The 21,978-nt window shown below is 66.9% G+C and carries 22 protein-coding genes and 1 tRNA gene; 13 read left to right on the forward strand and 10 right to left on the reverse strand.

From position 1 onward, the window contains the following. Positions 1-3: 3 nt before the first annotated feature. From AC1RP5_RS23900 to AC1RP5_RS23910, 3 genes are all read right to left on the reverse strand, one after another. The gene (locus tag AC1RP5_RS23900; protein WP_493114849.1) at positions 4-1,383 is read right to left on the reverse strand and encodes an MFS transporter; all 1,380 of its coding nucleotides are present in this window, start codon (positions 1,381-1,383) and stop codon (positions 4-6) included. Positions 1,384-1,519: 136 nt separating this feature from the next. Beyond that, positions 1,520-2,179 carry a dienelactone hydrolase family protein gene (locus AC1RP5_RS23905; RefSeq protein ID WP_493114850.1) on the reverse strand — a complete coding sequence of 220 codons (660 nt, stop codon included), beginning with the start codon at positions 2,177-2,179 and terminating at the stop codon, positions 1,520-1,522. A 17-nt stretch (positions 2,180-2,196) separates the two neighbouring features. Then, entirely contained in the window at positions 2,197-3,717 is a 1,521-nt protein-coding gene (locus AC1RP5_RS23910; protein WP_493114852.1) for an AMP-binding protein, read from the reverse strand. 63 nt (positions 3,718-3,780) lie between these two features. Here AC1RP5_RS23910 and AC1RP5_RS23915 point away from each other — a divergent pair, with 63 nt between their 5' ends. Next, entirely contained in the window at positions 3,781-4,920 is a 1,140-nt protein-coding gene (locus AC1RP5_RS23915) for an NAD(P)/FAD-dependent oxidoreductase (RefSeq protein WP_493114853.1), read from the forward strand. A gap of 183 nt (positions 4,921-5,103) precedes the next feature. After that, a tRNA-Leu gene (locus AC1RP5_RS23920) sits at positions 5,104-5,192 on the forward strand. A 39-nt stretch (positions 5,193-5,231) separates the two neighbouring features. Here the strand turns inward: AC1RP5_RS23920 and AC1RP5_RS23925 are convergent. Further along, a complete protein-coding gene (locus tag AC1RP5_RS23925; RefSeq protein WP_493114855.1) occupies positions 5,232-5,513 on the reverse strand; it encodes a hypothetical protein in 282 nt (93 codons plus the stop codon). A gap of 94 nt (positions 5,514-5,607) precedes the next feature. On the opposite strand from AC1RP5_RS23925, the gene AC1RP5_RS23930 reads away from it, so the two are divergent. The 3 genes from AC1RP5_RS23930 to AC1RP5_RS23940 are packed head-to-tail and all read left to right on the forward strand — an operon-like array spanning position 5,608 to position 8,931. After that, positions 5,608-7,764 carry an FUSC family protein gene (locus AC1RP5_RS23930; RefSeq protein WP_493114857.1) on the forward strand — a complete coding sequence of 719 codons (2,157 nt, stop codon included), beginning with the start codon at positions 5,608-5,610 and terminating at the stop codon, positions 7,762-7,764. Between the two features lie 10 nt (positions 7,765-7,774). Continuing rightward, positions 7,775-8,008 (forward strand): DUF1656 domain-containing protein, encoded by a 234-nt coding sequence (locus AC1RP5_RS23935; protein WP_493114859.1) that lies wholly within the window; start codon positions 7,775-7,777, stop codon positions 8,006-8,008. Beyond that, entirely contained in the window at positions 7,999-8,931 is a 933-nt protein-coding gene (locus tag AC1RP5_RS23940) for an efflux RND transporter periplasmic adaptor subunit (protein ID WP_493114860.1), read from the forward strand. Before AC1RP5_RS23935 ends, AC1RP5_RS23940 begins: the two co-directional genes overlap by 10 nt. A 50-nt stretch (positions 8,932-8,981) precedes the next feature. Here AC1RP5_RS23940 and AC1RP5_RS23945 read toward each other — a convergent pair whose 3' ends face one another. The 5 genes from AC1RP5_RS23945 to AC1RP5_RS23965 form a co-directional block, all read right to left on the reverse strand. Further along, positions 8,982-9,986 (reverse strand): ABC transporter ATP-binding protein, encoded by a 1,005-nt coding sequence (locus AC1RP5_RS23945; protein WP_493114862.1) that lies wholly within the window; start codon positions 9,984-9,986, stop codon positions 8,982-8,984. An 8-nt stretch (positions 9,987-9,994) separates the two neighbouring features. Further along, positions 9,995-10,906 carry an ABC transporter ATP-binding protein gene (locus AC1RP5_RS23950; RefSeq protein WP_493115256.1) on the reverse strand — a complete coding sequence of 304 codons (912 nt, stop codon included), beginning with the start codon at positions 10,904-10,906 and terminating at the stop codon, positions 9,995-9,997. Between the two features lie 72 nt (positions 10,907-10,978). Further along, positions 10,979-11,926: an ABC transporter permease gene (locus tag AC1RP5_RS23955; protein ID WP_493114864.1), complete on the reverse strand. Its 948-nt coding sequence runs from the start codon at positions 11,924-11,926 to the stop codon at positions 10,979-10,981. After that, positions 11,892-12,854 carry an ABC transporter permease gene (locus AC1RP5_RS23960; protein WP_493114866.1) on the reverse strand — a complete coding sequence of 321 codons (963 nt, stop codon included), beginning with the start codon at positions 12,852-12,854 and terminating at the stop codon, positions 11,892-11,894. The genes AC1RP5_RS23955 and AC1RP5_RS23960 overlap by 35 nt, the downstream gene beginning before the upstream one ends. Positions 12,855-12,911: 57 nt before the next feature. Then, positions 12,912-14,702, reverse strand: coding sequence for a peptide ABC transporter substrate-binding protein (locus AC1RP5_RS23965; protein ID WP_493114868.1), 1,791 nt, complete (start codon positions 14,700-14,702; stop codon positions 12,912-12,914). A 144-nt stretch (positions 14,703-14,846) separates the two neighbouring features. On the opposite strand from AC1RP5_RS23965, the gene AC1RP5_RS23970 reads away from it, so the two are divergent. Genes AC1RP5_RS23970 through AC1RP5_RS23980 form a run of 3 tightly spaced genes read left to right on the forward strand, consistent with a single transcriptional unit; the run spans position 14,847 to position 16,534 of the window. After that, complete coding sequence (locus tag AC1RP5_RS23970; protein ID WP_493114870.1) at positions 14,847-15,164, forward strand: DMT family transporter; 318 nt, start codon at positions 14,847-14,849, stop codon at positions 15,162-15,164. A 13-nt stretch (positions 15,165-15,177) separates the two neighbouring features. Then, entirely contained in the window at positions 15,178-15,936 is a 759-nt protein-coding gene (locus AC1RP5_RS23975; RefSeq protein WP_493114872.1) for a glucose 1-dehydrogenase, read from the forward strand. Position 15,937: 1 nt separating this feature from the next. Then, a complete protein-coding gene (locus AC1RP5_RS23980) occupies positions 15,938-16,534 on the forward strand; it encodes an NUDIX hydrolase (RefSeq protein WP_493114874.1) in 597 nt (198 codons plus the stop codon). A 2-nt stretch (positions 16,535-16,536) separates the two neighbouring features. Here the strand turns inward: AC1RP5_RS23980 and AC1RP5_RS23985 are convergent, their stop codons facing one another. Further along, on the reverse strand, positions 16,537-16,962 hold the full coding sequence (locus tag AC1RP5_RS23985) for a DoxX family protein (protein WP_493114876.1): 426 nt from the start codon (positions 16,960-16,962) through the stop codon (positions 16,537-16,539). A gap of 140 nt (positions 16,963-17,102) precedes the next feature. Here AC1RP5_RS23985 and AC1RP5_RS23990 point away from each other — a divergent pair, with 140 nt between their 5' ends. The 5 genes from AC1RP5_RS23990 to AC1RP5_RS24010 all read left to right on the forward strand — a co-directional run bounded on the left by AC1RP5_RS23990 (position 17,103) and on the right by AC1RP5_RS24010 (position 21,935). Next, positions 17,103-17,495 (forward strand): DUF2946 family protein, encoded by a 393-nt coding sequence (locus AC1RP5_RS23990; RefSeq protein ID WP_493114878.1) that lies wholly within the window; start codon positions 17,103-17,105, stop codon positions 17,493-17,495. A gap of 63 nt (positions 17,496-17,558) precedes the next feature. Continuing rightward, on the forward strand, positions 17,559-19,757 hold the full coding sequence (locus AC1RP5_RS23995; RefSeq protein ID WP_493114880.1) for a TonB-dependent receptor: 2,199 nt from the start codon (positions 17,559-17,561) through the stop codon (positions 19,755-19,757). After that, positions 19,757-20,944 carry a sialidase family protein gene (locus AC1RP5_RS24000; protein ID WP_493114882.1) on the forward strand — a complete coding sequence of 396 codons (1,188 nt, stop codon included), beginning with the start codon at positions 19,757-19,759 and terminating at the stop codon, positions 20,942-20,944. Before AC1RP5_RS23995 ends, AC1RP5_RS24000 begins: the two co-directional genes overlap by 1 nt. Beyond that, a complete protein-coding gene (locus tag AC1RP5_RS24005) occupies positions 20,941-21,426 on the forward strand; it encodes a TlpA family protein disulfide reductase (protein ID WP_493114884.1) in 486 nt (161 codons plus the stop codon). Before AC1RP5_RS24000 ends, AC1RP5_RS24005 begins: the two co-directional genes overlap by 4 nt. Before the next feature lie 35 nt (positions 21,427-21,461). Further along, positions 21,462-21,935: a copper chaperone PCu(A)C gene (locus AC1RP5_RS24010; RefSeq protein ID WP_493114886.1), complete on the forward strand. Its 474-nt coding sequence runs from the start codon at positions 21,462-21,464 to the stop codon at positions 21,933-21,935. Positions 21,936-21,978 lie beyond the last annotated feature (43 nt).

The following is a 21,978-nucleotide window of genomic DNA, read 5'->3' on the forward strand; positions in this document are numbered from 1 at the left end:
CGCCTACCTCCTGGCCTTGAGGGGCTGCGAGGACCATACGCCCGGCCAGAAGAGCGACAGGAACAGCACGGCCAACAGGCCGCCGCCCGCGGCCACGAAGGCGAAGCGATAGCCCGCGAGGAAGCCCGCCATGTGCATGAAACCTTGCGCGCCATGCGCCTGCAACGCGGTCAAGACCGAGGCGCCGGCCACGATGCCGATGGTGCGGGTCAGCAGCGACAGGCTGCCCGCGACGCCGCGATCGCGGGCGGGAAGCGTCGCCGTCACGATGTCGGTGTAGGCGACGGTGAGCAGGCCCTGCCCTATGCCTTCGAGCACCAGAAGCGCTGCCACCACGAGCACGGGCGTGTTGATCTCGGTGAAGCCCAGCGGCAGCAGGCCGAGACCCACGCACGCGACGCCCACGAAAACGGTGGGCCGCTGGCCGATGCGCTTCACCAGGAAAGCCGAGAGCGGTGCGCCGGTCAGGCTGCCGCCGAACGTCATGGCCAGCACGATGCCGACACCCAGCGGCGAGAGCTTCAGCACGTTCACCAGGTAATAGGGTGTCAGCAGCAGGATCGCGAAGCCCGCGAGGTTGGCCAGTGCATTCAGCACGTTGGGGATGGTGAAGCGCGCATCGGCAAACAGGGACGGCCGGATGATCGGCTCGGGCGCGCGATTGGCGCGGCGGACATAGGCCACGATCAAGACCACCGCGACGACGGCCATCGCCAGCGTCCACAGGCCCGCGATCTCCTTGCGCTGTGAGAAGACCAGCGAGAGCAGCAGCGTGCTCATGCAGGCCGCCAGCAGCACCGCGCCCAGCGCATCGAACGGCCGCGAATCGGGTTTCGGCGCCGGCAGCAGGCCCGACAAAGCGAGCGTCGCGAGCGCGATCGGCACGCGCACCCAATAGACGGCGGGCCAACCCCAGAGCTGCACCAGCACGCCGCCCAGGAACGGACCGACCGCGGCGGCGATCGCCATCGAACTGGCGAAGCCCGCCAGCGCCTTGGTGCGCTCGCTTTCCGGGAACAGCGAGGTCGCGAGCGCCGGCGTACAGGACAGCGCCAGCGCCGTGCCAATCCCCTGCGCGCCGCGCGCCCACAGGAACAGCGGCCAATCCGGCGCCGCCGCGCAAGCTGCACAGCCGATCGCGGAGATCGCGAGTCCGATGCGGAAGATCAGCCGGTGCCCGAACAGGTCGCCCAGCTTGCCGCACACCAGCATCAGCGAGCCGTAGACCAGCACGTAGCAGATCACGAGCCACTGCACGTCGCCCAGCGCCAGCTTGAAATGCGCCGTGATCGCCGGCAGCGCGACGTTGACCGCGATGTCGAGCGGGGCGAGCGACGCGCCCAGCCCGACGATGGCGAGGCCGAAGGCTGGACGGATCGTCATCGGAAAACGCCGTCGTCCCGAGCGAAGCCACCCGAAGGGTGGCGCAGTCGAAGGACCTCTTTTCCAGCGCACGACGTCTCGAAGGGAAAAGAGGTCCTTCGACTAGGCTTCGCTCCGCTCAGGACGACGGGAGTAATCAGAGGTGCTTCTTCAGGAAGCCGAGCATGCGCTCCCACGCCGCGTTCGCCGACTTCACGTCGTAGGCCTCGCTGCGCTCGTTGGAGAAGGCATGGGCGGCGTCGTAGCGGAAGATCTCGGGGCTTTGGCCGGCACCCTTCATCGTCTTCTCGAGCGCATCGACGGCGGCCGGAGTGCACCAGTCGTCCTTGTTAGCGAAGTGGCCCTGCAGCGGCACCTTGATCTTGGCCGGATCGGCGAGCTGGCCCGGCGGGATGCCGTAGAAGGGCACGCCGCAGGAGATGCCGCCGATGCGCGCGCAGGCCGCGATGGTGAGCGCGCCACCCATGCAGAAGCCCATCACGCCAACCTTGCCGCCGAGGCCCGCCAGATGCTTGACCGCGCCGGCGATGTCCTGGTCCGACGCGCCGACGAAATCGAGGCCGCTCATCATGTGGTTGGCTTCGTCCGGCTTCTGCGTCACGCGACCCTTGTAGAGGTCCGGCGCCAGCGCGTTGTAGCCTTCGCGCGCGAAGCGGTCGGCGACGCCACAGATCTGGTCGTTGAGGCCCCACCATTCCTGGATCACGACGATTCCCGGCTTGCCCTTCCCGGCTTCGGCCAGGTAGCCCTTGCAGGTCGATCCGTCGGGACGCTTGAAGTCGATCAGACTGCCCATGTTCCTGTCCTCCACCTTCACAAAAGCTTCCGCAGCTCCGTCTTCAAAATCTTCCCGTAATTGTTCTTAGGCAGCGCCTCGATGAACTTGTAGTCCTTCGGTCGCTTGAAGCGGGCGATGTTGTCGAGGCAGAGCTTGTCGAGTTCGGCGGACGACAGGGTCTCGCCGCCGCGCGCCACGACGAAGGCCACGACCTCCTCGCCCCATTCGGGATGCGGCCGGCCGACCACCGAGCATTCGGCGACGCCGGCATGGAGGTTCAGCACGTCCTCGATCTCGCGCGGATAGATGTTGGAGCCGCCCGAGATGATCATGTCCTTGGAGCGGTCCTTGAGGGTCAGCAGCCCCTCCTCGTCGAAGGCGCCGACATCACCGGTCCACAGCCAGCCGTCGCGTAGCGAGCGCGCCGTCGCGTCGGGATTGTTCCAGTAGCCCGCCATCACCGGATCGCCCTTGCAGATGATCTCGCCGACCTCGCCGACGGGAAGCTGGCGCCCCTCCTCGTCGACCACCCGCACCTCCATGCAGGAATCGGCGCGGCCGGCCGAGGCCAGGCGCTGCTCCCAGCGCGGATGGGTGCGGTCCCAGTGATACTCGCGGCTGAGATGCGTGATGGTCATCGGGCTCTCGCCCTGGCCATAGAGCTGCATCAGCTTGTTGCCCAAAAGGTCGAGCGCGCGCTTGAGATCGGAGACGTACATCGGCGCGCCGCCATAGGTGATGAGGCGCAGCGCATCGGGTTTCAGGTCGGCGACGCTGCCATGCTCGATCAGCCGCTTCACCATGGTAGGCGCGAGGAAGATCGAGCATTCGGGCCAGCGATTCATCAGCTCGACCGTCTCGGGCACCTCGTACTTGCCGCTCTCGGGGAAGACCTGCACCGAGCCGCGCGCCAGCATCGCGAAGTTCCACAGGCCCGAGCCGTGGCTGATCGGTGCGGCATGCACGATCGAACCGCCGGGCGGCGGCCGGTCGACGTCGGCGAAGTAGTTGAGCGTCATCGCCAGCAGATTGCGGTGCGTGAGCATCGCGCCCTTGGGCCGTCCCGTCGTGCCCGACGTGTAGAACAGCCAGGCGAGATCGGTGGGCTCGACATCGGCGATCGGGCTGGGATCGCCCACCGCCATGAACGTGTAAGAGCGCGTCGTGACGTCCACGATCTCCTTCAGTCCGGGCGCTTCCTTCGCGGCCTCGGCGATGGTGTCGGCGAGGTCGGGCGTCACGAAGCAGAGCCTGGCGCCGGAATTCTCCAGGATGAACGCGAATTCCCGGGCATGCAGCTTGGCGTTCATCGGAACGGCGCAGAGGCCCGCGTGCCAGATCGCGTACATGACCTCGATCGACTCGACGCAGTTGCTCATGGCGAAGGCCACGCGATCCCCACGCGACAGGCCAAACCGGCCGGTGAGATGCGTGCTCATCACCGAGACCTTGCGCCAGAGGTCGCGATAATTGAGGTGCAGGGTCGTCCCGCGCGCCAGCGCGGGCAGGTCGCGGAACTCCTGCGCGGAGCCCAGCAGCAGATGGGCGATGTTCATGGGCCTCGTTTCCTCGCGCGCCGACTATTGCAGGCGTGGCATCGACCTTGCAATGTGCCGCCCATGCAGGATTTCGATTTCGCCATTGTCGGCGCCGGCATTGCCGGCGTCTCCGTCGCCTTTCACCTCGCACCCCATGCGAAGGTGATCATCCTCGAGCGCGAGAACGTGCCCGCCTATCACACGACAGGCCGCTCCGCCGCGCTGCACTCGGAGACCTACGGCAGCGCCCAGATTCGCGCCATCACGGTCGCGTCGGGCCGCTTCTATCGCAATCCCCCGGCGGGCTTCTCCGATCATGCGCTGCTGACGCCCCGGGGCGCGCTGGTCGCGGGCCATGCCGGGCAGGAAGCCGAGGTGAAGGCTGCTGCCGCGGATTATGCACGGCTGGTGCCGTCGGTGCGCTGGCTCGAGCCGGCCGAGGTGCTGCGCCGCCTCCCCATCCTCAAGCCCGAGGCTGCCGGTGGCGGCGCGGTGTTCGAGCCCGAGGCCGACGACATGGACGTGGCCGCCATCCACGGCGGCTTCCTGAAGGGCGCGCGCGCCGCGGGCGCCGTGCTGCGGCTCGACGCCGAGGTTCTCGGTCTCGAGCGTCTCGACGGGATGTGGAACATCACCTTGCGCGGCGACGGCGATGCCATCCGCGCGGCCAACGTCATCGACGCCGCGGGCGCCTGGGCCGACGTGCTGGGCGGCCTCGCGGGCTGCGTGCCGATCGGCCTGGTGCCGAAGCGGCGCACGGCCTTCACCTTCGACGCGCCGCAGGGCCTCGATCTCGGGCCGCTGCCGATGATGATCGACTTCGACGAGAGCTTCTACTTCAAGCCCGAGGTCGGGCAGTTCCTCGGCTCGCTCGCTGACGAGACGCCCTCGGCGCCCTGCGACGCGCAGCCCGAAGAGATCGACGTCGCCACCGCCGTCGAACGGATCGAGACCGCGAGCACGCTGCAGATCCGCCGCATCAAGAACAAGTGGGCAGGCCTGCGCTCCTTCGTGCACGACAAGAACCTGGTCGCCGGCTACGACCCCAAGATCGAGGGCTTCTTCTGGCTGGCCGGCCAGGGCGGCTACGGCATCCAGACCGGCTACGCCGCCGGCCAGCTCGCCGCCGCCCTCGCCCTCGGCAAGCCCCTCCCGGCGGAAGTCGCCGACTTGGGCGTTACGGAAGAATCGCTGTCGCCGAAGCGCTTCGCGGCAGGGTGAGCACCTAAGCAATACCCGTCATCCTGAGCGGAGCCGCCCAACGGGCGGCGCAGTCGAAGGATCTCTTTTCCAACGCACGGTGTGTCGAAGCGAAAAGAGGTCCTTCGACTACGCTGCGCTCCGCTCAGGACGACGGATCGGGATGACACGGGAATCGACCCTCACTATGGTCACCCGCGCGGGGCCCCCGTGGCGGAATTGGTAGACGCCAGCGACTTAAAATCGCTTGATCCGTGAGGGTCGTGCCGGTTCGAGTCCGGCCGGGGGCACCAAAGGTGCCGGAAGCTCAGTCGAAAGTGGAAACGGGAATACTAAGCGGTTCCCTTCGGGCTTCCCCGCAGGCTTGCCAGACGAGCCGCATCGCGACTCGACGCGAACGCCGCGATCCGTATCGACTCCGCCATGATCGCCGCCTTCTTCTTCCCGTTCGAGTAAAAGGCGTTCTTCAGATAGGTAAGCTGTTCGTCCAGCTGCTTGCCCTTGACCGCATCGCCAGCCGCAACGGTCGCAATGACGATCTTCATGATCTGAAACAGCGCTTCCTCATTCTCGGTGAGGATCGCACTCTCCTTCTTCTTGCTATCCTCTGACATGGGACCCTCGGCTGTTAGGCGCAGATTTCTAGTCCTCGTCCCTCAGCGGGTCTAGGGTGAGGAGTTGGTGAGGATCGATAGTCCGAGTACGACCATGAACGAGACCGCCGGAGTTGCCAGCCGAGATGTACGGGCGCCGATCAGGCCGCCGGTGACGCCTCGTTTCACATTCACGTCGCCCTTCTCGCTAGAAGACCTCGCCTACTCGGTGAAGACCTTCGCCGCGGGGATCGTCGCGCTGCTGATCTCCTACTGGCTGGAGGTGAAGGAGCCGCAATGGGCGCTCGTCACCGTCTATCTGATGGCGCAGCCGATGGTTGGCGCCATCCTGTCCAAGAGCGCCTACCGGCTGGTCGGCACGGCGTGCGGCGCGGTGTTCGCGCTGGTCCTGCTCGGCCTGTTCGCGCAGTCGGGGCCGCTGTTCATCCTGTCGATGGCGATCTGGCTTGCCGTCTGCACCTACGGCGCCACCCTGTCGCGCAACTTCGCCTCCTACGGGTTCGGGCTCGCCGCCTATTCGGCGCTGCTGATCGGCTTCGGCTCGGTCGACGCGCCCGACCAGGCCTGGAGCATGGCGGGCGATCGCCTGACCGAGGTGGGGCTCGGCGTCATCTGCACGGCCCTCGTCCATGTCGTGATCTTTCCGCGCTATGCCGGCGACGCGCTGGACGCCTCGATCCGCATGACCTTCTCGGCGCTGGCGCGCTACGCCGCCGCCGTGCTCAAGCCCGAGATGACCGAGGAAGGCTTCCACGAGATGCGCCGGCAGATGGCGGGCGACGTCGTGAAGTTCGACGCGCTCCGCTCGTACGCGGTGTTCGAGGCGCCGGCGCTTCAGCGTGACGACGAGGCGCTGTCGCGGACATTGCGGGCGTTCCTCGGCCTCCTCTCGGTGGCGCGCGGTCTCTTCATCCGGCTGACCGAGCTGCGCGCCCGCGACGACCGGACGATCACCACGCGGCTCGATCCCGTGCTCGAGCGCGTGGCGGCCCTGCTCGACACAATCGCCGCGGAGCCCGACGGCCCGCACTCGCCGGCCGTCGTTGGCACCCTCGACGAGGCACGCCAGGCCATCGCCGAGGCCCGGACCGGCTTCGAGGCGCTGGCGGGCCGCGCACCGGCCGACGAAGTGAGCGAGAGCCTGCTGGTCCTGCAGCGCACCGGCGATATGGTGGCGAGCCTCGTCCGCGCCGTCGCGGCCTCGACGGGCGGCGCGGCGGTCGAGCCGCCGGGACCGCGCATGGCGGCCGTCGTCGAGCCCGACCAGACCAAGGCGCTGATCCAGGCCGCCCGCGCCGCCGCGGCGGTCGTGATGATCGGCGTCTTCTGGATCTTCTCGGCCTGGACCGCCGGCACCATGGCCATGACCGGCCTCGCGGTGATGATGGTGTTCTTCGCCACCGCCGAGAACCCCGCGCAGATGGCGACCTCCTTCGTGATGAGCGTGGCGCTGTCGATGGTCGTCGGCTTCTTCGGCATGGCCTTCGTCGTGCCGCAGGCCGGCAATTTCGTGCCGCTGGCGGCCTTCCTGGCGCTGATCCTGATCCCGGCGGGCCTGATGATGACCAAGCCGGCCTATGCCTTCACGGCGGCGGTCTTCTCGGCCTTCTTCGCCACGCAGGTCGGCCTCGGCAACCTGCCGACCTTCGACCTCGGCCCCTATATCGACAACGCGATCGGCCTGCTGCTCGGCCTGTGCGGCGGCGTGCTCACGATCGCGCTGGTCATGCCCTACGACCCGGCCCAGCCGCGGCAGCGCGAATGGATCGACGTGGTGAGTGCCGTGCCGGGCGCGGCGCGCGGCGAGCGGCCCGAGATCAACGCGCGCATGCCGATCCTGCTCGCGCTCCTGAAGCTGATGCCGCGCCTCGACCTCACGCGGAGCGCCGATGACGAGATGATGAACGGCAGCTTCGGCCTCGCCTCCATGAGCCTCGAACTGGCCCGCCTGCGCAACCGGATCGAGGCGCCGTCCTTCCCCGAAGAAGCGCGGGCGCGCGCCGCGGCCTGCCTCGAGGCGCTGGCCTCGGGCTTCGAACGCCTGGCGCCGGCCGACGGGCTGGCGGCACGCACCGCGATCGTCGATGCCGCGGTCGCCGAAGTGGCCTCGACCCGCGCCGATCTCGCGGCGCTGCCGCAGATACAGGGCGATGCCGGCACGATTGCGCTGGCGCACGCGCAGGCTTCGTTGCATTTCATCGCCGACCGGCTCGATATCGACCGCGCCTTCCTCACCCGTGCGATTTCCTGATCGTGACACCATGAACAACACCCTCGGCATCGAGAGCCTGAAACCGGTCGACTTCTTCGGCTTCTACTTGCCGCCGATGTTCCTGTGGGCGCTGGTGGCGCTGGTGCCGTTCCTGATCCTGCGCAGCCTGCTGAGCTGGAGCGGCGCCTATGCGTTCATCTGGCATCGGCCGCTGTTCGACGCGGCGCTTTTTGTCGTAATCCTTGGGGGACTGGTCTTATCGGGAGGCACGCGTTGGCTCTAGGCAGGCAAGCGATCCGGGTCGGCATCACCCTCGTCGTGGCGGTGCTCGCCGTCGCGGTCGGGTGGAAGCTCTGGAACGTCTACATGTACGAGCCGTGGACGCGCGACGCCCGCGTGCGCTCGATCATCGTCAACCTGGCGCCCGACGTGTCGGGGCTGATCTCCAAGCTGAACGTCGTCGACAACCAGGCGGTCAAGAAGGGCGACATTCTGTTCGTCGTCGAACGCGACCGGTTCCTCGCGGCGCAGGCGCAGGCCCAGGCGCTGGTCGAGAACAAGCGCGCCAGCCTGCAGCTCGCCAAGGACAACGCCAAGCGCGACGAGGACGTCTTCAAGGTCGATCCCGGCGCCATCTCGGCGGCCAACGTCGAGGCGCGCCGCGCCGCGTCGCTCGTGGCGGCAGCCGAGGTCGACCAGGCGGTGGCGGCGCTCCAGACGGCCAACATCAATGTGGAACGCACCGAAGTCCGCTCGCCGGTGAACGGCTATGTGACCAATCTGACCGCGAGCGTCGGCGACTACGCCAATACCGGCACGCCGGTCCTCGCCATCATCAACAGCGACGCCTTCTACGTTTACGCCTACTTCATGGAGACCAAGCTTCCGTACGTCCGCGACGGCGACAAGGCCGAGGTCCAGCTCATGGCCGGCGACGTCGTGATCCCGGGCACCGTGCAGGGCGTGAGCCGCGGCATCGCCGAGGCCGGCGTCGACGGCGTCGGCCTGCTGGCCAACATCAACCCCAACTTCACCTGGGTGCGCCTCGCGCAGCGCGTGCCGGTCCGCATCGCCCTGGGCCCGATCCCGCCCGAGGTCCGCCTCGTGGCAGGCCTGACGGCCACGGTCTCGGTGACGCCGTCGGGCAAGACGCCGCGGCCGGTGCAGTCATTGGCGCCGACACCGGCTGCTCCCGAGAAGAAGTGATTTTCAAGCTCCTCTCCGCCGATAGGGGGAGAGGAATATGAAAGCAGCGCCTAGTCCCTGTAGTGACAGGCCGCCCAGTGACCCGGGCGCTTTTCCTCGAGCACCGGGGAGCGCTGGCTGCAGTCGGGCCGTGCGATCGGGCAGCGGGTGTGGAAGTGGCAGCCGGACGGCGGGCGGATCGGGTTGGGCACGTCGCCCTGCAGCATGATGCGCTTGCGCTTGATCGTCGGGTCGGGGATCGGCACGGCCGACAGCAGCGCCTCCGAATAGGGATGCAACGGCGTATCGTAGAGTTCCGCCGCCGGCGCGATCTCCACCACCCGGCCGAGATACATCACCGCGATGCGCGTCGAGATGTGCTCCACGACGCTGAGATCGTGCGCGATGAACATGTAGGTGAGGCCGAACTGCTCCTGCAGGTCCTCCAGCAGGTTGATGACCTGCGCCTGGATCGACACGTCGAGCGCCGACACCGGCTCATCGCAGATCAGCAGCTTGGGCTCGACGGCGAGTGCGCGGGCGATGCCGATGCGCTGGCGCTGGCCGCCGGAGAATTCGTGCGGGAAGCGCCGCATGTGGTCGGGCCGCAGCCCCACCGTTTCGAGCAGGCTCACGACGCGGTCTTCCAGCTCCTGCCGCGACTTGACCAGCTTATGGATTGTCAGCGCCTCGCCGATGATCGCGCCGATCGTGAGGCGCGGGTTCAACGATGCATAGGGATCCTGGAAGATGATCTGCATGTCCCGCCGCATCGCCTGCAGCTCGGCATGGTTCATCTTCATCACGTCGTTGCCCTGGAACCAGACCTCACCGGAGCTCGGCTCGATCAGGCGCAGGATGCAGCGGCCGGTCGTCGACTTGCCGCAGCCCGACTCGCCCACCACACCCAGCGTCTCGCCGGCGCCGATGTCGAAGCTGACGCCGTCGACGGCATGCACCTTGTCGACCACGCGCGAGAGGATGCCGCCGCGGATGGCGAAGTGCTTGCGCAGGTCGCGAACGGAGAGCAGCGGCTTGGCAGTATCAGCAGCCGGCGCGGCAGTCGTGGTCGCCACGGGCGCGCTCACAGCACGCACCTGACGAAATGGCCCGGCCCGACTTCCTTGAGCGGCGGAATGGCCTGGGTGCACACGTCCATCGCGTACTTGCAACGCGAGGCGAAGCGGCAGCCCGGCGGCGGATCGAGCAGGTTCGGCACGGTGCCGGCGATGGCCTCCAGCCGCTGCTTCTTCTCGGCCGAACGATCGACGCGCGGGATCGAGCGGATCAGGCCCTGCGTGTAAGGATGGCGCGGATTGCCGAACAGCGCCTCGACCGGCGCCTCCTCGACGACCTTGCCGGCATACATGACGGTAACCCGCTGGCAGGTCTCGGCGACCACGCCCATCGCGTGGGTGATCAGCATGATCGCCATGCCGAACCGCTCCTTCATCTCCTGCATCAGCTCCAGGATCTGCGCCTGGATGGTGACGTCGAGGGCGGTGGTCGGTTCGTCGGCGATCAGCAGCTTGGGTTGGCAGGACAGCGCCATGGCGATCATGACCCTCTGGCGCATGCCGCCGGAGAACTGGTGCGGATAGTCGTGCACGCGGCGCTGCGGATTGGGGATGTTCACCAGCCGCAGCATCTCGGCCGCGGCCACGATGGCCTGCTTGCGCGAGAGCTTCTGGTGCAGCTCGATCACCTCGGCGATCTGGTCGCCCACCGTGTAGACCGGATTGAGCGAGGTCATCGGCTCCTGGAAGATGATCGCGATCTCCTTGGCGCGGATCTTGTCCATCTGCTCCATAGAAAGCGGGATCAGGTCCTTGCCCTGCCACAGGATCTGCCCGTCCTCGAAGCGGCCGGGCGGCATGTCGATCAGCTTCAGCACCGAGCGCGCGGTGACGGTCTTGCCGCAGCCCGACTCCCCCACCACGCCCAGCGTCTCGCCGCGATCGATGTGGAGGTCGACGCCGTCGACGGCACGCACCATGCCGTCGTCGGTCTTGAACCAGGTTTTCAGCCCGCGAATGTCCAGAAGAGGTTCGGCCACGCTACACCAGTCCTAGAGAACACGTCGCGGATCGAGCGCGTCGCGCAATCCGTCGCCGATGAAGTTGATCGCCAGCACCGTGAGGAAGATCAGCGAGCCGGGAAACAGCGCCCAATGCGGCGCGATGTCGAGGTAGTCCTTGGCGTCGCGCAGCACGCTGCCCCAGGTCGGCACGTCCGACGGGAAGCCGAGGCCGAGGAACGACAGCGTCGATTCCGCGATGATGGCGGCGGCGATGTCGATGGTCGCGACCACGATCACCGGACCCAGGGCATTCGGCAGGATGTGCTGCAGCACCTGGCGCAGCCGCGAGGCGCCCAGCGCCCGGGCGGCCTCGACGAACTCCTTTTCGCGCAAGGACAGGAACTGCGCGCGCACCAGGCGCGCCGCCGACATCCAGCGCGTGCCGCCGATGACGGCCACGATCAGCACGAAGGCGCCGCCCTCGACACCCAGCACGCCCTTCACCGGCTCGCGGAACAGGTAGATGACCAGCAGCAGCAACGGGAGCTGCGGCAGCGACAGGAAGAGGTCGGTGACCCACATCAGCGCCGCATCGACCCGCCCGCTCGCCATGCCGGCGATCGAACCGACCAGCAGGCCGAAGAAGATGGCGACGACCATCGCCGCGACGCCGACCGCGATCGAGATGCGGCCGCCATAGATCAGGCGGGACAGCAGGTCCTGGCCGAGATCGTCGGTGCCCAGCGGATGGGCCCAGGACGGGCCCTGCAGCTTGGCCGCGAAGTCGATCTCGTTGATCGGCACGCGCCAGATGAACGGCCCGGCCAGCACGGCGAACATGATCAGCCCCAGCACGACGGCCGAGAACAGCGCCATCTTGTGTCGGCGGAAGCGACGCCACGCTTCCTGCCAGGGTGAGAATCGCTGGGCCTTGCGCGGCGCGGCGGCCGCGACGGGCGCGTCAGCGGAAAGCGATGCGGGGGTCGAGCCAGCCATAAAGGATATCTGCAATGAGGTTGAAGATGACGACCAGGCAGGCCGAGACGAAGGTGACGCCCATGACGACGGGCGTGTCGTTGGAGAGCATCGAGGTGATCAGCAGCGAGCCGATGCCGGGCACGCGGAAGATCTGCTCGGTGACGACGGCGCCGCTGAACACGATGGGCATCTGCAGCGCCACCAGGGTCACGACCGGGATCAGGGCGGTGCGCACGACGTGCCGGGTGATGACCTTGCGCTCGCCGATACCCTTGGACCGCGCCGTGGTGACGTAGTCGAGGCGGATGACGTCGAGCACCGAGGAGCGCACGAAGCGCACCAGAGCCGCGCCCTGGAAGAGCCCGAGCACCGTCACCGGCATGATCGATTGCTTGATGTGCTCCCAATAGAATGCCCAGCCGGTCGCGGTGATGTCGGCGCGATAGACGAAGGGCAGCCAGTCGAGCTGGATCGAGAAAACCAGGATCAGCACCAGGCCGGTGAAGAACGTCGGCAGCGAGAAGCCGATGAAGGCGAAGGTGTTGGCGACCTGATCGAACAGCGAATAGGGCCGGGTCGCGGCCAGCACGCCGACCGGGATGGCGACGGCGATGGCCAGGATCTGCGAGGCGCCGATGACCACCAGGGTCACCGGCAGGCGCTGCATGATCAGGGTGCTCACATCCATGCGGCTGACGAAGGAGAAACCCCAGTCGCCTTGCAGCAGCGCGGCAAGCCAGTGCCAGTAACGCATCCAGATCGGGTCATCGAGCCCGAACTTGGCGCGCAGAGCGGCGCGCACTTCCGGCGGAACCGCCGGGTTGGTCGCGAGTTCGTCGAAGGGATCTCCCGGCGCCAGGGCCAGGAGGCTGAAAAGCACGATGCTGATCCCGAGCAGACTCGGGATCATGATCAGGAGCTTCCGGATTACGTACTGCCTGCTCACGCGATGGACCTGCAAATAAAAAGCCCTCCCCGCTCAAGGCGGGGAGGGCGTTTCGGACTACGCGTCTTTGAACCAGTCGCTGAGGTCGGACGTGTTGTTGTCCCAGCCGCTGATCTGGCAGTTGAGCTTCGCCGCCTGTGCCGAGACCGTGGGCCGCTCGACGATGCCCATCACGATGTTGTTCTGGACGGCCAGGTCGTTGACCTTGATGAACATCGCGGCGCGCTTGACGGGATCGAGCTCCACCTCGGCATCGCGCAGAAGCTTGTCGGCTTCCGGGCTCTGCCAGCGCGTGATGTTACGGCCCTGCCACTTGTTGTCCTTGCTGGCCGCTTCCCACGACGCGAACTGGAGCAGGTGCGTCGCCGGATCCGGCTGGCCCATGGTCGTCGTGTACATCTCGAGGTCGGTGTAGAACTTCGTGTAGGTGTCCGGGTTGGCCACGTCGGACGAGAAGTAGACCGACGCCGTCACCGACTTCAGCTCGATGTCGATGCCCGCCTTCTGCGCCGCCTGCTTGATGATGGCCTGGGTCTTCTGGCGCGGCTGGTTGATCGAGGTCTGGTAGACGAACTTGAGCTTCTTGCCGTCCTTGGCGCGGATGCCGTCGGAGCCCTTCTTCCAGCCGGCCTTCTCGAGCACGTCGTTGGCCTTGTCGACGTTGAACTCGATCGGGTTGTTCTTCGAATTGAAGCGCTCCGGACCATAGAGGTAGTTGCGCGTCGCCGGGCCGGTGCGGCCGTAGATGTGGTCCTGGATCGACTTGTTGTCGACCAGCAGCGCGATCGCCTTGCGCACTTCCGGATCGCTGAGCGTCGGATGCTTGGTCTTCATGCTCGACCGCTCGCCGTCGACTTCCGTCCACGGATCGGTCGTGTTCAGCAGGAAGAACTCGATGTTGCCGCCCGGGGTGATCGAGACCTTGCCCTTGCCGCCCTTCTCCAGGCGCGTGAGGATCTCGTCCTCGACCTGCAGGTTCCAGGCGAAGTCGAATTCGCCGGTCTGCAGCACCGCGCGCGCCGCCGAGACGGCATCGCCGCCGCCCTTCATCTCGACCGAGTCGAAGAACGGCTTGTTGGCCTGGTGGTAGTTCGGGTTTGCGACACCCGTCACCAGATCGCCCGGCTTGAAGTCCTTGAACATGTAGGGGCCAGTGCCGACCGGCTTCAGGTTCGTCGGTGCGTCGCGCGACTTGGCGCCGATGAAGTCGGCGAACAGGTGCTTCGGAATGAGCATGCCGCGCGTGCCGACGAAGGCGTCGGCCCAGAACGGCGTCGGCTTCTTGAACGTCACCTTGACCGTGTACTGGTCGACCTTCTCGACATTGACGTCCTGGTAGGACGCGATCGTGTAGGCCGCGGTCGCCGGATCCTTGGCGTATTCCCAGTTGAAGACGACGTCGTCGGCCGTGAACGGCTTGCCGTCGTGCCAGGTGACGCCCTGCTTCAGCTTCCAGGTCACCGAGGTGCCGTCGGCGGCGAGACCGCCATTTTCCTTGGTCGGGATTTCCGCCGCGAGCTTCGGCTTCAGGTTGCCGTCGGGATCCCAGGCGGCGAGCGGCTCGTAGAACAGGCGCGAACCGTCCTGGTCCTTGGTGCCGACCGCGAAATGCGGGTTGAGAAGCGTGGGGCCCTGCCACCACAGCATCTTGAGCGGGCCGCCGCCACCACGCTTGGTCGGCTTGTAGGTCGAGGCCGCCTGCGCCATCGCGACGCCGGAATGCATGAGAATCTGGCTCGCGATCGGCGCGGCGATGCCCACGGCCATCATGCTGCGCACGAAGCCTCGTCGCGAGAGCTTGCCGGCCTTCACCTTCCCGATGAGGCCACGCAGTTCACGTTCGTTCATTTCAACACTCCCAAGATCCTAGTCCCCGTCCCGATGCCGCCCTCGCTATGCTGCAAGATGCGTGCAATCCTTGATCGTTACAGGCTGTAACCTTGCAGTCAATGACAGCGCCAAAACAGCACTGGCTATTCGGGGGAGACAAACATGGCGTGGATCAGCCTTTTACTGGCAGGAATTTGCGAGATCGGCTGGCCGGTGGGCCTCAAGCTCGGCTGGACCGACGAAGGCGTGCGGCCGGGATGGCTGCTCTTTGCCGCAGTTGCCATCGTCGTGAGCGGTGCGCTGCTTATGTGGGCACAACGCACCATCCCGATGGGCACCGCCTACGCCATCTGGACGGGCATCGGCGCCGTCGGTGCCTTCACCGTGGGCATCCTGGCCTTCGGCGACACCGCCTCGACGATCCGCATCGTCTCGATCGCCTTCATCGTGGCCGGCATCGTCGGCCTCAAGCTCGCCTGAGGAGACCCGAACCATGAGAATGAAGGACAAGGTGGCGCTGGTGACCGGCGCCGCGAGCGGCATGGGTGCAGCCACCGCGCGTCTTTTCGCGCGCGAGGGCGCGAAGGCCGTCGTGGTGGCCGACATGCTCGACAAGGAAGGCGAAGCCGTCGTCGCGGAGATCAAGAAGGCCGGCGGCACGGCGACCTTCGTGCATCTCGACGTCACCAATGAAACCGAATGGCAGGCCGCCGTCGACAAGACCGTGGCGGCGCATGGCGGGCTGAACGTGCTGGTGAACAATGCCGGCATCTCGGGCTCGGCGGCGGAAGACCTCTACGATACGGCGCTGTGGCACAAGCTGATGGACATCAACTCGACCGGCGTCTTCCTCGGCATGAAGTACGGCATCGCCGCCATCCGCAAGACCGGCGGGCCGGGCTCAGTGATCAACCTGTCGTCGATCTCCGGCATCGTCGGCCAGCCCTACATCCACGTCGGTTACAATGCCTCCAAGGGCGCGGTGCGGCTGATCACCAAGGCCGCCGCCGCGCAGCACGGCAAGGAAGGCATCCGCGTGAACTCGGTGCATCCGGGCCTGATGCCGCCGATGCGCACCTCGGGCCGCACCGCCGATCCGGTGCAGCGCGCCAAGACCCTGAAGGGCGTGCCGCTCGGCCGCGCCGGCGAGGTCGACGAGGTGGCCAACGCCATTCTCTTCCTGGCGTCGGACGAATCCTCCTACGTCACCGGTGCCGAGCTGGTGGTCGACGGTGGCTGGACGGCGGTCTGAGGTGGCAGAGGACCGTCCAACTATCCGGCCGTGGAAGGTCCTGGAGTCGAAATACAATTACCGCGACCGCTGGCTGGCGTTGCGGTCCGACACGGTCGAGCTGCCCAACGGCCGCGTGCTCACGCCCTTCCATGTCATCGAGCAGCCCGACTGGGTCACCGTCATTGCGATCACGCACGATGGCAACATCGTCCTGGTCGAGGAATATCGCCATGGCGCGCGGCAGACCGTCGTCGAGTTGCCGAGCGGCATCATCGAGGGATCGAGTGAGCCGATCGAGAATATGAAGCGGGAGCTGCTGGAGGAGACCGGCTTCGCCGGCACGGACTGGCATCCGCTCGGCGCCTTCTTCGCCAACGCGCCGCGCCTGAACAATCGTGTGCACTGCTTCGTGGCGCTCGACGTGCGCAAGGTCGCCGAGCCCAAACTCGACGAGGGCGAGAACATCGTCACGCACGAAGTGCCGCTGGTGACGTTCCTCGAGGAGCTGCGCGACGGTCGCCGCACCTTCCACGGCTTCCAGGGCGGCGCGATGTGGCTGCTGCACAGCTTCGCGCGCAAGACGAAGGACAAGCGCCTGGCGGCGCTGCTGGATTAGACCTACCGCTTCAAATCCCGCAGGCGGCCGGCGACGGCGCAGACCATGAAGGCGCCGATCATGGAGATATGCTCCATGGCGACATGGAAGTGCGGCGTGCGGGCGGGCTCCACCATCTTCCAGAACGGATGGGCGAGCACGATGGCGACCACCAGGAAGCCGCTCAGGATGCCGCAACCCAGCCACAGCCAGCGATCGAGCAGGATCAGCAACGAACCGATCAGCAGGGTCGCGACCAGCACGACGTTGAGAAAGGGAGCCGGCTCGAGCCCCAGCCCCTTCAGCTCCACCACGCTGTGCTGGAACTCGATCATGTGCGCGAGGCCCGCGCTCCAGAAGACGAAGGTCAGGACCAGCCGCGCCAAAAACCAGGCGAAGCCGCTGTCCAGGAAAGCCGCGATGACGCGCGGCATGTCGTTACGACCCATAGGCTTTCTCCCCCGAGAAGCTGCGGGCGGACAAATATCCCGCCGGGAGCCTCTTGCCTAGACACCCTGTTTCCCCGGGCGGTCGCCGGGCGACAAGCTGTCCCCTTTCGCATCCCCCACATTCGGGCGTAAATTTGGCCATGGATCGCAGACAACCCGACCGGGGCTGGCGCGCGGCGGCTTTCGCCGCGGCATTGTTTGCGATCACGCTCAATTTCTTCCAGCCGCTGGCCCACGCCGTCCTGATGCGCGACGGCGGCCCGGAAGCCGCCGCCCGCACCTGGGGCGTCTTCTGCCTTCCCGGCGCCGACGAGGACCGCTCGCAGGCGCCCGGCCAGCAGGCCGGCAAGATCCACGAATGCTGCCTCGGCCTGGCGCACGCGCCGGTCCTGGCCCAGCCCTCCGATACCGCCTTCCTGCTCGTCGAACCCGTTGCCGAGACGATCGTCTTTGCCGCGAACGACGAAGCGCTCGCCCCCGTCGGCATCCGCGACGGGCCTCACCGACCGCGCGGTCCCCCCTCCCACGTCTGACGCCTGAACCCGCGACGCACTTCGCTGTGCGTCGCGTTCGTCTGTCATTCGTGGGGAGATTTCATGTTATCCGTTCGTGCGGCCACCGCCGCCGCCTTCGCAGCCCTGGCGCTGATACCGGCGCTCGGCCGGGCGCAGCCCGCGCCGGTCACCGTCGCCGATCCAGCCGCACCGCCAGCTACGCCCGGCAACACGGCGCCCGTGACCATGGCGCCCATCACCGTCAGCGCCGGCCGCGGCTCCGACCTCGAGAAGCTCGACGTCAGCACCACGGTGATGACCCGCCAGCAGATCGAGGCGATGCCCGAGACCGGCGTCGACCAGCTCGTGAACCGCATTCCCGGCGTCTGGCTGCCCAACATTCCGACCGGCCAGCTCCACCCGACCGCCCAGCCGGTGAACATCCGCGGCTTCGGCACCAGCACGACGATCAACACGCTGATCATGGTCGACGGCGTGCCGGCGAACGATCCGTACTTCCGGACGATGAACTGGAGCACCATCCCGAAGAACTCGGTCGAGCGCATCGAGGTGATCCGCGGCGGCGGCGCCACCAGCCTGTGGGGCAACATGGCGATGGGCGGCGTCATCAACATCGTCACCCGTCAGCCCGAGAAGACCGGCGTCTCGGCCGACGTCAGCTACGGCAGCTACAACACCTCGACCGCGGAGGCCGCCGGCAACTATGTCGTCAACGACAAGGTGAAGGTCGGGCTGTCCTACAATCACGCCCAGAGCTCGGGCTACAACCTCACGCCGGCGCAGTACCAGAACGTCAATCTCGTGCCGACCGCGTCCAAGGCCGACAATGTCGCCGCCAGCGTCTACCTGACGCCCAACGAGAGCCTGAAGCTCTTCGCCAAGGGCTATTGGAACCAGACCTACGAGGACGGGCTGGTCTGGACCTTCGCCCACAACAACTGGTCGACCTATCGCCTGCTGGCCGGCGGCAGCTACAAGTTCGACGAGAACCAGTCGCTGAACTTCAGCGGCTGGCTGAGCGGCGGTTCGTTCGGCACCATCAACGTGGCGAGCGGCGCCTATACGCTGAACAACATCAACGCGACCAACCAGTTCGTCAGCCAGATCGAGGCCGCGCCCAACTCCGACATCGGCGGCTCGGTCTTCTACGAAGCCAACCTGGGCGAGCTGCGCGACGTGAAGATCGGCGTCGATGCGCGGCGCACCTTGATCACCGACTACAACAACCTGTTCGCCAGTGCGACGGCCAACCCCACGACGTTCGTGGTGAACGGCGAGCACCGGTTCCAGGGCCTCTTCGCGCAGGGCACCTACCGCTTTAGCGGTATCCCGCTCGACGTCACGGTCGGCCTGCGCGGCGACTTCTGGCAGGCGATGAACGCCAGCGTGCTCACGCAGAACTCGAGCACCAACAACGTCGTGCCCAATGCCAGCGCGTCGAGCTTCGACCCGCGGCTTGGCCTGAAATTCCATGCCAGCGATGAGCTGACCCTGCGCGGCGCGATCTATCGCAACTTCTCCGCGCCGGGCATGAACCAGATGTACCGCGTGTTCGCGAGCGGCACCGGCTACACCACGATCAATCCCAACCTGCAGCCGATGACGAACTTCGGCCAGGAAGTCGGCTTCGACTTCGAATGGAAGGGCTTCACCCTCTCCGGCACCTACTTCAACAACAACCTGACCAACTTCATCGACTTCATCACGGTCTGTAACACCAACCCGGCCTGCGCCGCGCCCTACGTGACGGCGGCCGGCCTCAGCCCCGCCTTCACGACGGTCCGCCAGTACCAGAATGTCGGCAACGCCACCTTCCAGGGCGTCGAGCTGATCGCCACCTGGCAGCCGTTCGAGCAGCTGCGGCTGACCGGCGGCTTCACCCAGACCAACGCCTACCTCACCAGCTCGGTCAATCCGACCCTGGTGCGCACCGGCGTGCAGCTGGGCCAGGTGCCGAGCTACATGTTCACCGCCGGCGTCGAATGGCGGCCGATCGAGAACCTCGTGCTGACGGCGTCGATGAAGTCGTTCCCGCAATACTGGAACGACACCAATCACACGCAGTTGAACGACGGCGCGACCCTGATCGACCTCGGCATGCGCTGGTCGCCGGTGAAGGACGTCGACATCTATGGCAGTATCCAGAACCTGACGAACGTGCAGTATCTGGCGCAGGGCTATACGACGACGTCGTTCGAGGGCTCGACGGTCAGTGCGACCTCCATCCCGCAGCTCGGCATGCCGCTGACTGCCACCGCAGGCTTGAGGGTGAAATTCTGATGCGCGCGCTTCTCGCCTTCGTGGCCCTCCTGCTGTTCGCCGGCACCGCCGCCGCACAGCACCAGCACGGCAAGCCGGCCGCCGGCACGCCCGAAGCCTTTACCGCCACGCCGGCCTTCGGGCCGGACGGCACGTTGTGGCTGGCCCGTGCGATGGCCGACAAGATCGTCGTCGTGCGCTCGACCGACCTCGGCAAGACCTTCTCCGAGCCGGCCGCCGTCACGCCCGAACCGATGAACCTCGACTGGGGCCCTGACGCACGCGCCCGCATCGTGGTCACGCCGAAGGGCGAGCTGGTCGTCACCTTCGCGATCTTCCAGGATCGCAACTTCAACGGCCGCGCCTTCTATTCGCGCTCCAAGGACAATGGCGCGACGTTCAGCAAGCCCGCGCCGATCACCGCCGACACGACCAGCCAGCGCTTCGAGACGGCGGCGGTCGATCCCTCGACCGGTCGCGTGTTCGCCGCCTGGCTCGACAAGCGCAACGGGCCGAAGGCGCGCGCTGCCGGGAAGCCCTATCCCGGTGCGGCGCTCGCTTATGCCTGGGAAGACGGCGAGGTGGGCTTCGGGCCGACCAGCATCGCGCTCGACAATACATGCGAGTGCTGCCGCCTCGGCGTGGCCTTTGCCGGTCCCGGTAAGCCGGCTGTCGTGTTCCGCAACATCTTCCCCGGATCGATCCGCGACCACGGCGTCGTCACCTTCAAGGACGAGAAGACGCCGGGCCCGGTGCGCCGCGTCAGCGCCGACGAATGGAAGATCGAGGCCTGCCCGCATCACGGCCCCAGCATCGCGATCCTGCCGGACGGCTCCTATCACGTCGCCTGGTTCACCGACGGCTCGGCGCGCAAGGGCCTGTTCTATGCCCGCGCCGACAATGGCGACACGCCGTTCGGCGCGCCGCGCGCTTTGTCGACGCCCAAGCGCCAGCCGGCACGGCCTTACCTGTTGGCCAACGGCACGGCGCTCCATCTCGTGTGGAAGGAATTCGACGGCAACAAGTCGTCCGTGCGCTGGCAGGTGAGCCAGGACAGCGGCCGGACCTGGACCGATCCCCGCACCGTCGCCGACACCGACGACGCCTCCGACCATCCACTACTGGTCGCCCACGCCGGCCGCGCCTATCTATCCTGGCTCACCAAGGCCGACGGCTACCGCCTGATCCCGCTCGAGGACCAGCCATGAACATGCGTCCCCTCCTTCTCGCCCTGCTGTTTGCGGTCGCTTCGACCGGGGCACAGGCCGCCGATCCTAACGCCTTCGGACGCGGAAGCTGGTCCAAGCTGCGCGCGGCGCACGACGGTCAGCCGACCGTCGTGCATTTCTGGGGCCTGACCTGCGCGCCCTGCCTCGTCGAGATGCCGGAATGGGGCAAGCTGCGCGCCGAGCGTCCCGACATGAAGCTCGTGCTCGTCGCCGCCGATCCGGTGCCGCAGGATCCCGCGCGCGTGACCGACATGCTGACGCGCGCCGATCTCGCCAAGGCCGAGAACTGGGCCTTCGCCGACCGCTTCAACGAGCGGCTGCGCTACGAGATCGATCCCGCCTGGGCGGGCGAACTGCCGCGCACCCTGCTGATCGACCGCGACGGCAAGGAGACGGTCCTCACCGGCGTCGCCAACCTCGCTGAAGTCCGTGCCTGGCTCGACGCACAGAAGAAGCGCTGAGCAATCGAATTCGTTTTCTCTCAGGAGTCCGTTTGATGTTTTGCCGCCGCCTCATCCTCGCCGCCGCCGTCTCCCTCCTCGCGCTGCCCGCAATGGCGCAGGACTACAAGCTCGGCTCGCTGGAGATCACCACGCCGTGGACGCGCGCCACGCCGCCTTCGGCGCGCACGGGCGGCGGCTTCCTGACCATCACCAACAAGGGCACCACCGCCGACCGGCTGGTCTCCGCGCGTAGCGCCGCGTCGGACAAGGTCGAGATCCACGAGGTCCAGATGGACGGCAGCGTGATGCGCATGCGCGAGCTCACCAAGGGCCTCGAGATCGCGCCGGGCGCCACCGTCACGCTGAAGCCGGGCGGCTATCACATCATGTTCATGGAACTGAAGGCGCCGATCGCCAAGGACGCCAAGGTCCCGCTGACCCTGGTCTTCGAGAAGGCCGGCAGCATCGACGTCCAGCTCACCGCCGAGGCGATGGGCGCCATGCCGCAAGGGCACGGGAAGAACTAGACAGAGTCCGTCGGGGGGGGGGGGGGGGGGGGGGGGAGGGGGT

This window comes from Reyranella sp. GW821-FHT12G01 (assembly GCF_058806575.1).

Bases quoted from the DNA above. Each gene is read 5' to 3' on its own strand.
- AC1RP5_RS23900 (WP_493114849.1), bottom strand. From the start codon at position 1,383: ATGACGATCCGTCCAGCCTTCGGCCTCGCCATCGTCGGGCTGGGCGCG.
- AC1RP5_RS23905 (WP_493114850.1), bottom strand. From the start codon at position 2,179: ATGGGCAGTCTGATCGACTTCAAGCGTCCCGACGGATCGACCTGCAAG.
- AC1RP5_RS23910 (WP_493114852.1), bottom strand. From the start codon at position 3,717: ATGAACATCGCCCATCTGCTGCTGGGCTCCGCGCAGGAGTTCCGCGAC.
- AC1RP5_RS23915 (WP_493114853.1), top strand. From the start codon at position 3,781: ATGCAGGATTTCGATTTCGCCATTGTCGGCGCCGGCATTGCCGGCGTC.
- AC1RP5_RS23925 (WP_493114855.1), bottom strand. From the start codon at position 5,513: ATGTCAGAGGATAGCAAGAAGAAGGAGAGTGCGATCCTCACCGAGAAT.
- AC1RP5_RS23930 (WP_493114857.1), top strand. From the start codon at position 5,608: ATGAACGAGACCGCCGGAGTTGCCAGCCGAGATGTACGGGCGCCGATC.
- AC1RP5_RS23935 (WP_493114859.1), top strand. From the start codon at position 7,775: ATGAACAACACCCTCGGCATCGAGAGCCTGAAACCGGTCGACTTCTTC.
- AC1RP5_RS23950 (WP_493115256.1), bottom strand. From the start codon at position 10,906: ATGGTGCGTGCCGTCGACGGCGTCGACCTCCACATCGATCGCGGCGAG.
- AC1RP5_RS23955 (WP_493114864.1), bottom strand. From the start codon at position 11,926: ATGGCTGGCTCGACCCCCGCATCGCTTTCCGCTGACGCGCCCGTCGCG.
- AC1RP5_RS23965 (WP_493114868.1), bottom strand. From the start codon at position 14,702: ATGAACGAACGTGAACTGCGTGGCCTCATCGGGAAGGTGAAGGCCGGC.
- AC1RP5_RS23970 (WP_493114870.1), top strand. From the start codon at position 14,847: ATGGCGTGGATCAGCCTTTTACTGGCAGGAATTTGCGAGATCGGCTGG.
- AC1RP5_RS23975 (WP_493114872.1), top strand. From the start codon at position 15,178: ATGAGAATGAAGGACAAGGTGGCGCTGGTGACCGGCGCCGCGAGCGGC.
- AC1RP5_RS23985 (WP_493114876.1), bottom strand. From the start codon at position 16,962: ATGGGTCGTAACGACATGCCGCGCGTCATCGCGGCTTTCCTGGACAGC.
- AC1RP5_RS23990 (WP_493114878.1), top strand. From the start codon at position 17,103: ATGGATCGCAGACAACCCGACCGGGGCTGGCGCGCGGCGGCTTTCGCC.
- AC1RP5_RS23995 (WP_493114880.1), top strand. From the start codon at position 17,559: ATGTTATCCGTTCGTGCGGCCACCGCCGCCGCCTTCGCAGCCCTGGCG.
- AC1RP5_RS24000 (WP_493114882.1), top strand. From the start codon at position 19,757: ATGCGCGCGCTTCTCGCCTTCGTGGCCCTCCTGCTGTTCGCCGGCACC.
- AC1RP5_RS24005 (WP_493114884.1), top strand. From the start codon at position 20,941: ATGAACATGCGTCCCCTCCTTCTCGCCCTGCTGTTTGCGGTCGCTTCG.
- AC1RP5_RS24010 (WP_493114886.1), top strand. From the start codon at position 21,462: ATGTTTTGCCGCCGCCTCATCCTCGCCGCCGCCGTCTCCCTCCTCGCG.